This window comes from Fictibacillus sp. EA-CB0309 (assembly GCF_055814265.1).
Genome location: NZ_CP169271.1, coordinates 2,703,979 through 2,718,032 on the forward strand (window position 1 = coordinate 2,703,979; position 14,054 = coordinate 2,718,032).

At 39.1% G+C, this 14,054-nt stretch carries 13 protein-coding genes and 5 pseudogenes; 3 read left to right on the top strand and 15 right to left on the bottom strand.

Annotated elements, in window-relative coordinates:
- Window positions 1-84: 84 nt before the first annotated feature.
- Together ACEWFH_RS15070 and ACEWFH_RS15075 are read right to left on the bottom strand one after the other, a co-directional pair.
- Window positions 85-402: pseudogene (locus tag ACEWFH_RS15070) on the bottom strand (redoxin domain-containing protein); the annotation flags it as partial.
- Window positions 403-417: 15 nt separating this feature from the next.
- Window positions 418-600 carry a hypothetical protein gene (locus tag ACEWFH_RS15075; protein WP_473724637.1) on the bottom strand — a complete coding sequence of 61 codons (183 nt, stop codon included), beginning with the start codon at window positions 598-600 and terminating at the stop codon, window positions 418-420.
- A gap of 125 nt (window positions 601-725) precedes the next feature.
- Between ACEWFH_RS15075 and ACEWFH_RS15080 the strand changes: the two genes are divergently transcribed.
- Window positions 726-1,430, top strand: a complete 705-nt coding sequence (locus ACEWFH_RS15080) for a thermonuclease family protein (protein WP_473724638.1) — start codon at window positions 726-728, stop codon at window positions 1,428-1,430.
- A 49-nt stretch (window positions 1,431-1,479) separates the two neighbouring features.
- Here ACEWFH_RS15080 and ACEWFH_RS15085 read toward each other — a convergent pair whose 3' ends face one another.
- The 6 genes and pseudogenes from ACEWFH_RS15085 to ACEWFH_RS15110 form a co-directional block, all read right to left on the bottom strand.
- The gene (locus tag ACEWFH_RS15085; RefSeq protein ID WP_425590820.1) at window positions 1,480-1,761 is read right to left on the bottom strand and encodes a HesB-like (seleno)protein; all 282 of its coding nucleotides are present in this window, start codon (window positions 1,759-1,761) and stop codon (window positions 1,480-1,482) included.
- 48 nt (window positions 1,762-1,809) lie between these two features.
- Complete coding sequence (locus ACEWFH_RS15090; protein ID WP_473724639.1) at window positions 1,810-2,085, bottom strand: hypothetical protein; 276 nt, start codon at window positions 2,083-2,085, stop codon at window positions 1,810-1,812.
- A gap of 151 nt (window positions 2,086-2,236) precedes the next feature.
- Window positions 2,237-2,820: pseudogene (gene uptA, locus ACEWFH_RS15095) on the bottom strand (undecaprenyl phosphate transporter UptA).
- A 302-nt stretch (window positions 2,821-3,122) separates the two neighbouring features.
- A complete protein-coding gene (locus tag ACEWFH_RS15100; protein ID WP_473724640.1) occupies window positions 3,123-3,470 on the bottom strand; it encodes a fluoride efflux transporter FluC in 348 nt (115 codons plus the stop codon).
- Window positions 3,467-3,856, bottom strand: a complete 390-nt coding sequence (crcB, locus tag ACEWFH_RS15105; RefSeq protein WP_473724641.1) for a fluoride efflux transporter CrcB — start codon at window positions 3,854-3,856, stop codon at window positions 3,467-3,469. Before crcB ends, ACEWFH_RS15100 begins: the two co-directional genes overlap by 4 nt.
- Before the next feature lie 45 nt (window positions 3,857-3,901).
- Entirely contained in the window at window positions 3,902-4,324 is a 423-nt protein-coding gene (locus ACEWFH_RS15110) for a CBS domain-containing protein (protein ID WP_289496045.1), read from the bottom strand.
- Between the two features lie 432 nt (window positions 4,325-4,756).
- Here ACEWFH_RS15110 and ACEWFH_RS15115 point away from each other — a divergent pair.
- Window positions 4,757-5,643, top strand: a pseudogene (locus tag ACEWFH_RS15115) (metal ABC transporter solute-binding protein, Zn/Mn family).
- Between the two features lie 36 nt (window positions 5,644-5,679).
- Here ACEWFH_RS15115 and ACEWFH_RS15120 read toward each other — a convergent pair.
- The 3 genes and pseudogenes from ACEWFH_RS15120 to ACEWFH_RS15130 all read right to left on the bottom strand — a co-directional run bounded on the left by ACEWFH_RS15120 (window position 5,680) and on the right by ACEWFH_RS15130 (window position 9,972).
- Window positions 5,680-7,487: pseudogene (locus tag ACEWFH_RS15120) on the bottom strand (ABC transporter ATP-binding protein).
- Window positions 7,471-9,252: an ABC transporter ATP-binding protein gene (locus ACEWFH_RS15125; RefSeq protein ID WP_473727317.1), complete on the bottom strand. Its 1,782-nt coding sequence runs from the start codon at window positions 9,250-9,252 to the stop codon at window positions 7,471-7,473. The pseudogene ACEWFH_RS15120 and the gene ACEWFH_RS15125 overlap by 17 nt, the downstream one beginning before the upstream one ends.
- A gap of 183 nt (window positions 9,253-9,435) precedes the next feature.
- Window positions 9,436-9,972 (bottom strand): copper resistance CopC family protein, encoded by a 537-nt coding sequence (locus ACEWFH_RS15130; protein ID WP_473724642.1) that lies wholly within the window; start codon window positions 9,970-9,972, stop codon window positions 9,436-9,438.
- Window positions 9,973-10,192: 220 nt separating this feature from the next.
- Between ACEWFH_RS15130 and ACEWFH_RS15135 the strand changes: the two genes are divergently transcribed.
- Window positions 10,193-10,279, top strand: coding sequence for a YjcZ family sporulation protein (locus ACEWFH_RS15135; protein WP_082820548.1), 87 nt, complete (start codon window positions 10,193-10,195; stop codon window positions 10,277-10,279).
- Here the strand turns inward: ACEWFH_RS15135 and ACEWFH_RS15140 are convergent.
- The 4 genes and pseudogenes from ACEWFH_RS15140 to ACEWFH_RS15155 all read right to left on the bottom strand — a co-directional run bounded on the left by ACEWFH_RS15140 (window position 10,244) and on the right by ACEWFH_RS15155 (window position 14,051).
- A complete protein-coding gene (locus tag ACEWFH_RS15140) occupies window positions 10,244-10,468 on the bottom strand; it encodes a hypothetical protein (protein ID WP_473724643.1) in 225 nt (74 codons plus the stop codon). The genes ACEWFH_RS15135 and ACEWFH_RS15140 overlap by 36 nt on opposite strands.
- Window positions 10,469-10,609: 141 nt before the next feature.
- Window positions 10,610-12,996 (bottom strand): annotated as a pseudogene (locus ACEWFH_RS15145) (immune inhibitor A domain-containing protein).
- A 168-nt stretch (window positions 12,997-13,164) separates the two neighbouring features.
- Window positions 13,165-13,725, bottom strand: a complete 561-nt coding sequence (locus ACEWFH_RS15150; RefSeq protein WP_473724644.1) for a penicillin-binding transpeptidase domain-containing protein — start codon at window positions 13,723-13,725, stop codon at window positions 13,165-13,167.
- 29 nt (window positions 13,726-13,754) lie between these two features.
- Complete coding sequence (locus tag ACEWFH_RS15155) at window positions 13,755-14,051, bottom strand: penicillin-binding transpeptidase domain-containing protein (protein ID WP_473724645.1); 297 nt, start codon at window positions 14,049-14,051, stop codon at window positions 13,755-13,757.
- Between the last annotated feature and the right edge of the window lie 3 nt (window positions 14,052-14,054).

Genomic DNA, 14,054 nt, shown 5'->3' on the forward strand with positions numbered 1-14,054 from the left:
TCATTATACCCCCATTTTAATCCAACTAGTATGGAGAATCTGTGACAGTTGTCACATACAAAAAAACAGTCCGGGGTTTCCGGACTATTTTTCTAGTTTCTTGTATTCGTTGTGTATTTGTTTTGAAGTTTTGTCAATCTGTTCTCCCCAATGGTCATTTACTTCTGTAAATACAACCTTACCGTTTTTATCAATCAAAGCGTAACCGCGTTTAGCTACACTTTCACCTCTCATATCAAGGTGATCAATCAGCTTAAATTCGGGATCTGATAAAAATGGATACGGAGGTTTCATCTCTTGATGTAAAGCTGACAAATGTTCAACCGTATCTGAACTTACTGCGTAAATGTTCACATCCATATCGTCGAACTTATCTACATTCTCTTTCAGCTGAACCAGCTGAGTTTGACAGAGTCCTCAGCCAGCTGTCGTAAATAGAAAAATTAAGGACGGCTTGTCAGACGGGAATACAGCCACTGGCTCGCCATTCTGATTCTCTAATTCCGCTTCTTTTACTTTTGAATCGTTTCCACAACCGCCTGCAACAAGTAACACAACAACTGCTAAACAAATCGCTAGTATTTTATGTATCTTTTTCATGATTTTCTCCTTTCTATAGATACCAACGTCCTCATGTTTGATAATCTATAAGCTATTCTATCTAACATTTATTATAATAGAATGTAGCGTGGCCTATACAATAATTTGATTGCGAGTGGATACATATGAATTTGAGAGTTATACGATTGCTCATGTTAGCCGCCATAATCTTCATCGGGGGATGCAGTTATTTTAATTCTAATGATGGAGATCAAATAGCTGTAAAAGTGGTTGATGTCGTTGATGGAGATACCATAAAAGTTCAGGTAGACGGAAAAACGGAAACAGTTCGTTTTTTGCTTGTTGATACTCCTGAAAGCGTCCATCCTTCAAAGCCTGTGCAACCTTTTAGTAAAGAAGCAAGCAAGTACACACAAGACTTGTTAAATGGTGCAAGCGTTGAGTTAGAACTCGGCATAGGAGAAAGAGATAAATACGGACGACTTTTAGCCTATGTTTATGCCGATGGAAAAAGCGTACAGGAAAGTTTGCTGGAAAAAGGGTTAGCACGGGTAGCTTATGTGTTTGAACCAAACACTAAGTATGTCGCTGAGTATGAGAGCATTCAAAAGCAGGCTCAAAAAGACGGTGTTGGTATTTGGAGTTTAGAAAACTATGTTCAAGAAGAGGGCTATGTTTCTAGTGAACCAGAAGCTTCTGATCGTGAAGTCGGCAGTGATGAATGCAAGATTAAAGGAAATATTAATTCTTCCGGAGATAAGATCTATCATGTGGAAAGCGGCAGGTATTATAAAATAACGAAGCCAGAAAAATGGTTTTGCTCGGAAAAAGAAGCGATTGAGGCTGGCTTCAGAAAACCTCAGCAATAATAAAAACCGCTAAATGACTAAGTTTATAGTCATTAGCGGTTTTTTACTCTTAACAGCATTCGTCCTGACCGAGCATCACAAGACCTGCACCATGCTTTGAATCTTCAAAGTCTAGCTTTAGTGTTGCTGTCTGGTCTTTGATTCTTGTATCAAATGCCACACGAATTCCGTTGATTTCTTCAATAACATCTGTGTTTTCCGGCTCATCCAGAGCCAGGCCAAGCTTAGGACCGCCTCAGCCCATGCCTGCGAAATAAACTCGAATCCCGTTGGCGTTGTTCATCTCAAGCACTTCTTCAATATATTTTTTTGCGCTTAACGTAATTTCCACAACCATCACCTCTTACAGAGTAGTATAACGTAAATGTAGGTGTATCGTCTAAGAAATGGCTGGTTGTTTAACGAACATGAGACTGTCAGTGTCCTCACGAGATGCACAAAAACAGTGAAAGTGTAATTGTCTAGGGACTGTCCCCCCTCTCAGCTGCCTGAGAACCTGCTCGATGTCACCAGGGGTGAAGCCGCATATTTCCATCGCTTCCGACACTTTCGCTGCCATGGTTTCCTTTTCTTGATGAGCTTTGATACGCAGGAGCAGCTCATTTACTTTCGCTGCATTGTACGTTTCATGATAGTTTTTAATAAATGCTTCCATACAACATCCCTCCCTATTTTTAAATTTTTGCAGTAGCCATATATATGTTGTGGACATTCTTGCTTAGAATTTGTCCCTCCTCTTCAAGACCATAATAATAAGCCTGGCGATTTCGCCAAGCTTCACAAAATTATAGAATTAGACTATCAACTTACTTCTTTTTCACTTTGTATAGAATAAATAAGAAAATGATTACTACTGCTGCAATCATAATGCCCCGTGTGTAGGGAGCAGCAATCGTTTTGATGTCTTCCCAGTTAGCTCCAAGTCTGCTTCCTAACTCAATAAAAAAGATGGACCATGGAATAACCGCTAGTGTAGTGAACAGCGTAAACTTGGCGAATGACATTTTCGCAATACCGGCCGGAATACTGATCGCATGTCTCACAACAGGAATGAAACGGGCAAAAAAGATAACGCCTGTTCCGTATTTATTGAACCATCTTTCTGACAAGTCGATTTGTTTTTTGAGATCAAAATATATTTTCCATACTTCTCAAGAAAAGGACGGCCTCCGTAATACCCCATCCAATACAAAAAGAGCTGTGCGAGCGTTCCGCCTATCGTTCCTGCAATAACACTTAGCGTGAAGTTCAGATGCCCTTGCGCCACCATATAACCACCGTAAGACAGAACAAGTTCACTCGGAATCACTTCAATCATTAACCCCAGTGCAATACCTAAATGACCTAAACTCATGATCCATTCTAAAAGGGAAATCACTAATTCTTTCATTATGTCTCCTTAAACTATTTAAATTTGGCTGTTTTCTAAAAGATTGTTGCTTTTGGGTTATCTTTTTAAGATACTTCTTTGCTAAGTTGATTGGAGTGCAAGGTGCATGCCTACCACTTGAGAAGCTTCTCGCAAGGCATGCGACGAGGAAGCTCACTTCGGTAGCAATAGCTTGTAGACGCAAGAGCAAGAAATACTTCCTTGAATGTTTATTTTCCATGGTGGCTCACCGCACGCCTCGCGGAAAGCGAGCATCCTGGAACGGAAATCAACCACTTTCAAGAGCAACAAAGACTACAGCCTTAAATGTTTACAGCAAGCATGAAACCTGTCCAAGCTGCAATCAGTCCTAATGTGTATGTAAGAAATAAATATAATAGACCATTTTTTTGTTTTCTTTTAAATAAAGTTACCGCTTCAAGTTGCAGTGTTGAGAAGGTTGTTAGGGCTCCTAAAAAGCCTGTCGCATAGATCGAATCTAATAACTCCGCCCCTTCTGCTGCAACATACCATCCTAATAAAAAAGATCCTATTACATTTACAAATAGTGTTCCCCAAGGAAATTCACCATTTACTCGTTGGCTTACAAAATATCGAACAAGAGCTCCTAATCCGCCGCCAATGGCCACTGCCATAGATATAAGCATCATTGTTCTGCACCTGCCCTATGAAGAGTGACAGTTCCACACTTCATCCCAAGGTAGATGGCCGCGATACCTGCAACGACGCTTATTATAAAGTACAGAAATGCAACAGAATATAGTTCATGCTTTACAAGTAACAGCAGTTCAGCATTAAATGTTGAAAAAGTTGTAAAAGAGCCGATCACACCTGTTTGCAGTGCTAATATCAAATTCTTATTTTTAACTTTCTTCACACCATGAATAACGAACCAACCAAGAATGAAACTTCCGATCAGGTTAATCAATAATGTTGGATACGGAAAAGCAGATTCTGGTTTAAATAACAGAAGACCTACCCAAAACCGCAACAAAGCCCCAATCATACCGCCTACTGTGACTGCTAAAACTCTCACCTGCAATAATCCTCCTGTATGTACAAAAAGATTAAGACAGCTGCCTTAATCTTTCGTAACCTCTTTGTTCCAAATTAAATTTGCACAATACTTAATAATATCTCTTCTTCTTATAATCCCTATAAAATGGCCATCATCGTCTGTAACGGGTATAAAGTTTTGATCCGTAGACAAAGTAATAAGGTCTTCCATATTAGAATTAATGGATACAGAAATATTGTTGATTCGCTGCGGAACATCTACCAGCTTTGTTTTTAATACTTCATCATACCCTTTGTCAAAAGCTTCCCTAAGCTTCCATAACAGATCGCCTTCTGTTAACGTTCCTATGTAGCGGCCTTCTTCAGATACGAGAGGCACAGACGTATACTTGTGGTAAGATAACTTTTCAAGTGCCTGTCTCATCGTTGCTTCAGGGTTTAAGTACTTCACTTCATCTTTAGGCAACAAATAAAAAGCAATATTCATGTTAGTACGCGCTCTCCTTTTTAAGCATGATTCACGCTTATTTAAACGCTTTGATAAACACCTTCTTTATTATAACAAAAAGAACATATGTCTGCTTTATAAAACACTACACATAAGAATTCTCTTTTAGAACACTTATGCATATTCCTTTTTTACCTTTATCGCTCACGAAAGTGTTTGATTTCACCTCAAAAGGCTTTACAGTTAGTTAGCAGATTCAGCAAGCATGAAAAAAATCATTATCACAATAAATAACATTTTACAAATCGTAATCATTACGTTTATAATGAGTAAGGATTGTTTGAAAGGAGACATCATTAAATGCGAAAACTTGGATTACTTGGCGCAGTTATACTATTACTCATATCAGCAGCATGCGGAAACAACAACGCATCTGATAAAAAAGCCGGTACATTGACGATCTACACAACTATGTATCCATTAGAATATTTTACAGAAAGAATTGGCGGCAAGCATGTGGAAGTATCCTCTATTATACCTCCTGGTGCTGACGCGCACACGTATGAACCATCTACAAAAAAGATGGTGGAGATCACTGAAGGAGATGCATTTGTTTATAACAAACTCGAATCAGACGAATTCTCCTCTTCTGTTGCAGATACTTTAAAAGAAGAAGACATGCCAATTATTGATGGTGCAAATGGCATTACGTATCATGAATCAGCTGAGCATGCAGACGAACATGCAGATGAGCACACAGATGAACATGCAGATGAACACGATAGCCATGAAGGTGAGGAAAAAGGGCATGAGGAAGAATCTAACCATGACCATGGTTCTCTTGACCCACACATCTGGCTAGACCCCGTCTTAGCTCAACAAATGGCAGATAATATTTATAACGGACTTGTTAAATTAAAACCAGACGCTAAAGATGCGTTCAAAAAAATCACGAAGCATTAATTTCGGATTTAAAAGAGCTAGATTCTTCTTTTAAAGCCAAAGTGGAAAACGCACCTAAGGATTCTTTCATTGTCTCTCATGCAGCTTACGGATATTGGGCTGAGAGATACGGATTAGAACAAATTGCAATAAGCGGCCTTTCTCCATCACATGAGCCAAGTCAGCAACAGATTCAAACCATTATTGAAAATGCAAAAAAAGAAAAAACGAATTATATTTTATTCGAAGAGAACGTGAACAATAAGGTAGCTGCGATGATTAAGAAAGAAGTCGGTGCAGAAACGATGACTCTTCACAATTTAGAAACAAGAACTAAAAAAGATATTCAAGATGACCGTGACTACCTAACGATTATGAAAGATAACATTGATACTCTTTCAAAAGCCTTACAATAAGCAAAAACGCCGGGAAAAAAGTTCCCAGGCGTTTTTTTATATGGCATCAAGCATTTTAAATTGTGAAACAACAAGATGATAATAAATTCCTTCAGCGTTCATAAGCTCAGCATGGTTACCTTGTTCCATAATTTCTCCATGGTCAAGAACAACAATATTGTCGGCTTCCCTGATGGTAGAAAGTCTGTGGGCAATGATAATCGCTGTTCTTCCCTTCAACAAAGTCTTCAATGCTTTTTGTATCTTTTGCTCGGACTCGGTATCAATACTTGCTGTTGCTTCATCCAGGATCAAAATATCTGGATCAGCGAGAAGGGCTCTTGCAAAAGAAAGGAGCTGTCTCTCTCCGACGGATAACACGTTCCCTCTTTCTTCAACTTCTGTTTCATATCCATTTGATAGTCTCTCAATGAAAGCATGAGCACCAACAGCTTTGGCTGCACTCTTTACTTCCTCATCGGTTGCATCCGGTCTTCCGAAACGGATATTATCTTTGATCGTACCAGAAAAGATAAACGTATCTTGAAGAACCACACTCACTTTTTCACGTAAGCTTGCCAAGTTCACGTCTTTTAAATTCTTGCCGTCAATCAAGACTTCTCCTGCGGTTGGATCATAAAATCTGCTCACTAAGTTTGCGATTGTGGTCTTACCTGAACCAGTATGACCCACTAGTGCTACTGTCTGACCACCTTGTATGGAAAGGTCGATTCCTTTTAACGCTTTTCGATCAGCGTTATACGAAAACTCAACCTTTTTAAACTCGATATCTCCTTTAATCTGTGAGAAGGAATACGCATTTTCTTTTTCATGCACATTCGGCTTTTCGTCTAAAAACTCAAAAATTCTTTCCGAAGACGCCATCCCAACTAACAGCTGATTATAGACTTGGCCAAGTCGTGAGATCGGTTCCCAAAACATGCCAAGGTAAAAGGCAAAAGTAACAAATACCCCAATTTCCAGTGCTTCACCTTGAATCAAGTAAGAACCAAACCACAGTAGAATGGCTGTTCCGATCGCGTTTGACATCTCAACAAATGGGCGGAACAATGCATTTTGCTGTGTAGCTGTTCTCCAGCTGTCATACGTTTCGTTGTTCACTCCATTAAAAAAGTTCATGTTCTCTTTTTCTTGTGTATACGATTTCGTAACCCGAATTCCTTGAATGCTCTCGTTAAGATGCGAGTTCAGTTTGGCTTGCTTTATCCGGACAACCTGCCAAGAACGTCTGATTTTTTTCTAAGACTGGTTGAAATAAAGAACATAAGCGGAAGGATCACCATGATCGCTAATGTGAGCTCTGGGCTATAAACAAACATGATCACGATGATACCAAACAGCAAGATAATATCCATGAGTACATTGATAACACCATTGGTGAACAAATCTTGTAATGAGTTCACGTCGTTGATGATTCGAACAAGTATGGACCCCGCAGAACGCTGATCGAAAAATCGATGTGACAAGCGCTGAATATGTTTAAACAAATGCTTCCGAATGTCGTAAATGACATACTGACCAAGATAGTTCATCCATTTGATACGCAGTGTATTGGCTCCCCACGAAAGCAAGTATAGGCCAGCAATTGCAATGATCAATTGGATAAGAAGATTTGTATCTTTATTCTTAATCGCATGATCAAATGTTAGTACCCCAATGAAAACAGGTACGACAAGTCTTACAGCAGTTGAAACAATCATAGCTAAAATAGCTTTCGGCAATAAATTCTTGCTGTAAGGTTTCATGTATTGAAACAAGCGAATAATCTGCCCCCAGTTAAAAGGTTTATCAATGACTTGTTCAGATGAATAACGAAATCGAGTTCTTTTATTGGTTTCTTTCATCATTACACCCCCGCCCATTCATTTGAAACACTTTGTCTTTGTCTTGATATTGAATGTCATAAATTCTGCGGTATGCTCCTGCTTCTTCGCTAATAAGCTCATCATGCGTACCACGTTCAATGACTTCACCTTCATGAAGAACAAGGATCTCATCAGCATGTTTTAACGAAGAAATTCGATGAGCGATAATGAATGTCGTCCGGTCATTCATCACTTCTTTTAATGCTTTTTGTATTCTGAATTCTGTTTCCATATCTACAGCACTTGTGGCGTCGTCCAGAATGAGGATGGTAGGATCGATCAATATCGCTCGGGCAATCGAAATTCTTTGCTTCTGACCTCCAGAAAGTCCTAGTCCTCTTTCTCCTAAAACTGTATCGTAACCATCCGGGAGCTCCATGATAAAGTCATGCGCTTGTGCTCGTTTTGCGGCATCTATAATATCTTCCATATCCGCATCGGGATTACCGTATGAAATGTTGTCTTTAATCGTTGACGAAAATAAAAAAGACTCTTGCAGCACGGTGCCAATGTTTTTTCGAATCGTTCTGAGCGAATAATCTTCAAGCGGCTTCCCATCAATAAGAATTGAACCTTCCTCTGGATGATAGAATCTTGACAGAAGCTGTGTTATGGACGTTTTCCCTGAGCCGGTTGCCCCGATTAGTCCAATCGTCTGACCCGGTTTAGCTGTAAACGAAACACCTTTCAGTGCATCTTTTTTCTCGTTTTTATAACGATGCGTTACCTCTTCAAAGATTACTTCTCCATCAAAGCGAACCATTTCAAGTTCCCTATCTTCCCCTTCCATCTCAAGAGGTTCGTCTAAGATCTCTAACAGACGTTCTCCTGAAGCTTTGGATTGGGAAAAAGTGTTCATGATAAACCCTAGATTCATAATCGGTCCCATGATGTACCAAACGAGACTAAAGAATGCAACAAGCTCCCCTGCCGTCAGATTTCCCTGAATAACAAGATAACCACCATATGCAAGCAGCAGCACGACGGAAAGGTTTCCGATCAATTCCATGATTGGAAAGTATCGTGCCCATATGTGTGATGTTGTTAGAAATTGAGATTTATAGTCTTCATTCGACGTATCAAATTTATTGATCTCAAAATCTTCACGAGATAGTGATTTTACCGTATTGATGCCGCTAATATTTTCTTGAACCTTCGTATTGAGGTTAGCCATGGATTTTCGGATACCTCTAAAAGCGGGATGAACTTCTTTATCAAACTTGTATACGACGATTGCGAGGAAAGGCATCATGCAGAGTGTAATGATGGCCAATGGAATGGAATAGAAGAACATGACAGAAAGACTGAAGCCAATGATTAAAACAAAGTTGATAAGCTGAGAAAATCCAAACGAAAGAAAGAACCGGAACCCTTCCACATCTGCCGTTAACCGGGACATGAGATCACCCGTTTTCGCGTTATCGTAATAATCAAATGGCAGAAACTGCAGTTTTTCATACAGTGATTCCCGAAGCTGGTAGACGGAACTGATGCCGAACAGATCTCCATAAAATTGGTGACTATATGTAGCCGCACCTTTAATGGCCATGAGTATGATAAAACCGATCGCTACATACGGAACAAATGAATATTCCCCTTTAATAATGATCTCATCGATGGTAAATTGCAGGACCATCGGATATACGACGGTAATTCCTGATACAAGAAACAACGTCAGAATCGACCAATAAAAGTACTTTTTATAAGGCCAATAAAAGTCTTTTAACCTCTTAAATGTATCCAGGTCAATCACCCTCCCCTATTTCAAAATAAAAGACAATATACATCATATAACAGAATAGTTAGAAAAAACTATATTTTTGCTCATTTTATTTATAAAACATAAAATAAAATATCAACTTAGTTAACCAAGTTACCCTTTCCTATAGTACTAAAAAAAGCCTCGATATATTCGAGACTTCTTACATTAACGTTTTCTTCTAAATGCAAAGAACGATACGATGGCAATTACGACCACCAATCCAATCGTAAGCGGTGCAAAATAGCTTGGATTTTTAGGCTGATCTTTTTTATCTGTATCTGGCAGGGCTTGCTCAGCATTTTCATCTTGCTTGTCTTGTGGATTTCCTTCTTGCGCTTGTTCTTGTTCAGGACGATCTACAGAGAACGTATAGTTCCCTTCAATCACATGACTGTCAGCACCAATAATTTTGTACGCTACCGTATAGTCACCATTCTCTAATGGATTGTTAATCGCGCCAGTCATTTGATCATCTTCAATACTGATTTGTAGAGGTATTTCTTTATCACCGTTTTTTAGCGTCATGGTACTTAATGATTCAATCTTCGTTGAAAAAGTTAAGACTACTGCTTCAAGATCGGTTGTAACCTTCTCTCCTTCAGCAGGTGTTGATGATTCAAGTTCGGAATGAGCGAACGCCGATAATGGCAGTTGAAGAACCACCATAAGTAATAAAACAAAGGATAAGACCGTTTTTTTCATAACTTGACTCCCTGTAACATATTTTCTTTCTGTCTTCATTAAAACAAGAAGAGGCGTTCTTCACAAGTATTCAGTCTTTACAAATACTTGACACTTTTGTGGTCAAACATACATTTAACGCCTATTTTACTGGAATCTAGGCTCCTGCCCACTTCGAAAACGAAAACAGGCATAGGATATATGGAATTAACAATTGCAAGAATTAAAGGAGGAAAAATCGATGGGTTATTCTTATGGCAATTCTTTTGCATTGGTAGTAGTGTTATTTATTCTATTGATTATTGTAGGGGCAGCTTGCTTCTGCTAATAATGAATAGCGCGAAGGGAGAAACCGGCTTAGGCCGGTTTTTTCTTTTTGGTTAAATCTGATTGTTCTTGAAAGTGGTTGATTTCCGCTCCAGGCTGCTCGCTTTCCGCGGGGCAGGCGGTGAGCCACATTCGAACGTTCCACTCTTAAGTGTCTCACCTGCCCGCCTGTTCCGCAGGAGTCTCGCACCTTGCGCTCCAATCAACTTGTCAAGAGGGGAAAAGAATTGAACAGAATTTCTTGAAGCAACAATACTGTATCAAAAGTATTTTAAACGCATAAAAAATCCCAGGACATATTACTCTTGGGATTTTTCAAGACAAGAAAATTTTATTTGTGAATCCAAACTGCACCAGCAGAATTATCTTTTGCCTCACCGATTACTTCAAACTTCAATCCGTGATTCGGTACTTTTCTTCCAGCATCAGGGATACGCGTATTGATATAAGATTTGGAATCATCAAAACTAGTTACACCTGGTAATCCCTTGTAGTCAAAAATACCACGAGAAGGTGAATTAATGTACCAAGCAGGTGTCTTATCTAAGCTAAATGCAGCATCTGCTACTTGGTAGCGCGTGCTTTGTGCAACAGTAGGTTGTCCATTTAAAGTACCAACTAGTGCTTCCGGATGAGAATCTACTACCCCTAGGAATCCTTCACCTGGATGAATACCAACCCAGTTATCCGTTTGGCTATCATCAGCATACCAAACTACTAAACCAGTATTATATTTTACGCCACGAGAGAATGCTAATGCCTTGTCAGATCCAGCGTAGTTTCTCCATTCTAAGTAGTAGTAGTGATCTTTCTTATCAAATCCATTGGAAACTACAGCACGGTCTAAATCTAGCTTTGGAGTACTTTCTGCATCATCTGAAAATATAACTGAACCGTCTACAGTTACTGAAATGTTATCCATTGCGAACCCATCAAGTGCAAGTCCACCATCTGTCACATATTCAAACTGGACTTTTACTTTCTTATCTTTGAATACAGATAAATCATAAGTTTTATCAACCCATTTACCTTTAGATGACTCTGCACGTGCATCACCATCTGTGTCATCATTACCAATTGTATCAATCACTATTGCTTTCCCATCAACTAACACATTTACATACAAGAAGTCGTAATCAAATTCAATATCATAGTATGCTTTTAAATCAATACTTGCTGTATTAGCATTAGTCAAATCAATCTCAGGTGTTGTCATAGTTGTATGAAGATCATCACCTTTTGTGCTGTAATAATATTGCTTCCCAAAAGCAGGTTCAATACCTTTAACTTCTTTTTAGGAAGATTGACTTTAACGATACCAGGGTTATTTGATTTTGTAACACTTTGGTCGATAAATGTTGCAATACCTTTTTCGTCAATATCTTCATAATTCACTTCGGTAATATTTGCCCAGTTTCCACCCATCGTCTTTTGGAAGAATTCTTTGTTTTGAGGTGAGAAACTTGTAGGTGCAGTTCCTGCAATGTTTCCATTCCAGCTACCACCACTCATTATAGACCAAGAAGCTACAGGCTCTCCTTGACCTGAATACTGAGTATCATACTCATCAGGAAGACCTAAATCATGACCAAATTCATGGGCGAATACTCCAACTGCACCGTCTTCAGGTTGAATGGTATAGTCGTAGGCAGCCATTTTCCCGCCCCAATATGGTACTTTTGCTGTCGTATTTGCAACTGGGTATACTCCATTTAAAACCCAGCGATGTGACCAAATTGCATCATCACCTAGTTTTCCTCCACCAGCTTCTTGCCCAGTTCCAGCGTGAATGATCATTAAGTGGTCTACTAAACCATCCGGTTCATTTTGATTGCCATCACCATCAAGGTCATAAAGATCGAATTCGTCATACTCAGAAAGATTCATGCCTTTTGCAACCGCTGCATTTAATGCATCTTTTACTAAATCACGAGGTCCTTTCGGTGCTAAGTTATCATGACCACCAGCAGGATTATCATCTCCATACTCTTTTGCCGTTCCTGGAACTGATAACCATTCTGAAACTGTACCGTCAACAGTGTAGCTTCCACCAGATTGCTCTTCATAAAACTGCTTAAATGTCTTTACCTTCTCTCCGTTAAACAGTGTGAAATCTTTATCCCCGAACATTAATTTCTCATAATGTTCTTTGTTAAAGTCTGTTGCAAACATATAACCATCTTCTTGCTCTACATTGTTGTGTTTGAAATCAGAGAACTCAGTTAAAAGTACAAGTACCTTGTCCTTTCTAACGGCACCATCGTACTTTGCCTGTTTAGCTTCATCTACTTTGACAGCACCTGTAGGTTTCCCTTTTTTAAAGTTATCGTGACCTTTATCAAGCTGCTTTTTGAGCTTGTCCTTTTGTTTTGTTAAAAAGTCTTTTGTTTTCTTATCCATCTCATCATGGTGCTTTTTATCGTGGTTAGTGTTAAGACCTTTTGCGTTGTTCTTTTTCTCAATGTATTGCTTTACCGCTTTTTGAACCTCTGCTGTTGATGCATTTTTAGATATAACCCCTCTTGCTTGAAGGGCTTTACCTAAACGATCCTGATCCACTATGTTTAGATCAATCGGCGCAGCTTCTACTGGACTTGCGGAAACTGTTGGTTGCTGTCCTGCTGGATTAGCAAATGCCCCTGTAAATAATGCTGAAGCAAAAATCGTTGTTGCTGTAACACTGGAAAATACCCTTAACCCTTTTTTCTTCCCTACCACTTCATTCACCCCTATGTAAACAGATTAGTAGGAATGTTCATTATTACGAACAACCTGAGAGAATCATAACAATATGTCTAAATTTTGTAAATATTTATTTTGCAACTATTTATTTTCTGATAAAACTAGATGTTTTTCGACAATAAAACATAAGAAAAGAACTCAGCATCATTGTGCTGAGTCCTCTGTTACTTCTTTATCTTTTTCTAAGTTACCGTTTACCGTTGCTGCGTTTTCACCGTACTTTTCTTTTAAGTTCCAATACGCTTCTAATGCACGCTGCCCGATGTATTTGTTGATTTTTTGGTTTCCGTTTTGCGGTGTGCCTTCTGGGACCACAACAGCGAATGCGATTTCAGGGTTTTCAAATGGTGCATATCCTACAAGTGTCAAGTTATGCTTTTCAACAAGGTTCCCTGTACGCGGATGTTTAATAATACGCTGAGCAGTTCCTGTTTTACCAGCTGGATTGTGATACTTTTCAGGGTCATCAAAATAACTTTTTGCTGTGCCACCAGGTGCATGCATAACTTGCCAGAATCCTTTTTGAACACGTTCAATGTACTTTTGTTCGATATCAATCTTGTTTAAAATTTCTGGTTCAAATCGTTTTAACAATTTCCCGTGTTCCTCTTCATTCGAAGCAGGTTCACGAATTTCACGAACCAATTGAGGTTTAACTCGATATCCATCATTCGCAATTGTTGATACATACTGAACCAGCTGCATCGTCGTGTAAGTATCAAACTGACCAATTCCTAAGTCATAAAGTGTACCTGACTCCCTTCTGGCGGCTTCCCTTCATATCCTACAGCTTCATTTGGAAAATCAATCCCAGTTTTTACCCCTAGACCAAACTGGCTAAACGAATAACGAGCTTCAGCATATGTTTCTGTCCAGTGTTCAGGACCTATCATACGATCCATAATGTTGAACATATATACGTTTGAAGACATCTTTAAAGCATCTAAGTCATTGATGGAGCCCATATTTTTCCAAGAAGACTTATTCATACCGTTTTTAGTAAAGGGAGCATCATAAATATACTCTCCCATATG

Excerpts from the sequence above, each read along its gene's own strand:
- ACEWFH_RS15150 (WP_473724644.1), bottom strand. The coding sequence starts at position 13,725 with ATGCAGCTGGTTCAGTATGTATCAACAATTGCGAATGATGGATATCGA.
- ACEWFH_RS15110 (WP_289496045.1), bottom strand. The coding sequence starts at position 4,324 with ATGAATATTGCTTTTTATTTGTTGCCTAAAGATGAAGTGAAGTACTTA.
- ACEWFH_RS15090 (WP_473724639.1), bottom strand. The coding sequence starts at position 2,085 with ATGGAAGCATTTATTAAAAACTATCATGAAACGTACAATGCAGCGAAA.
- ACEWFH_RS15155 (WP_473724645.1), bottom strand. The coding sequence starts at position 14,051 with ATGGGAGAGTATATTTATGATGCTCCCTTTACTAAAAACGGTATGAAT.
- ACEWFH_RS15130 (WP_473724642.1), bottom strand. The coding sequence starts at position 9,972 with ATGAAAAAAACGGTCTTATCCTTTGTTTTATTACTTATGGTGGTTCTT.
- ACEWFH_RS15100 (WP_473724640.1), bottom strand. The coding sequence starts at position 3,470 with ATGATGCTTATATCTATGGCAGTGGCCATTGGCGGCGGATTAGGAGCT.
- ACEWFH_RS15075 (WP_473724637.1), bottom strand. The coding sequence starts at position 600 with ATGAAAAAGATACATAAAATACTAGCGATTTGTTTAGCAGTTGTTGTG.
- ACEWFH_RS15080 (WP_473724638.1), top strand. The coding sequence starts at position 726 with ATGAATTTGAGAGTTATACGATTGCTCATGTTAGCCGCCATAATCTTC.
- ACEWFH_RS15135 (WP_082820548.1), top strand. The coding sequence starts at position 10,193 with ATGGGTTATTCTTATGGCAATTCTTTTGCATTGGTAGTAGTGTTATTT.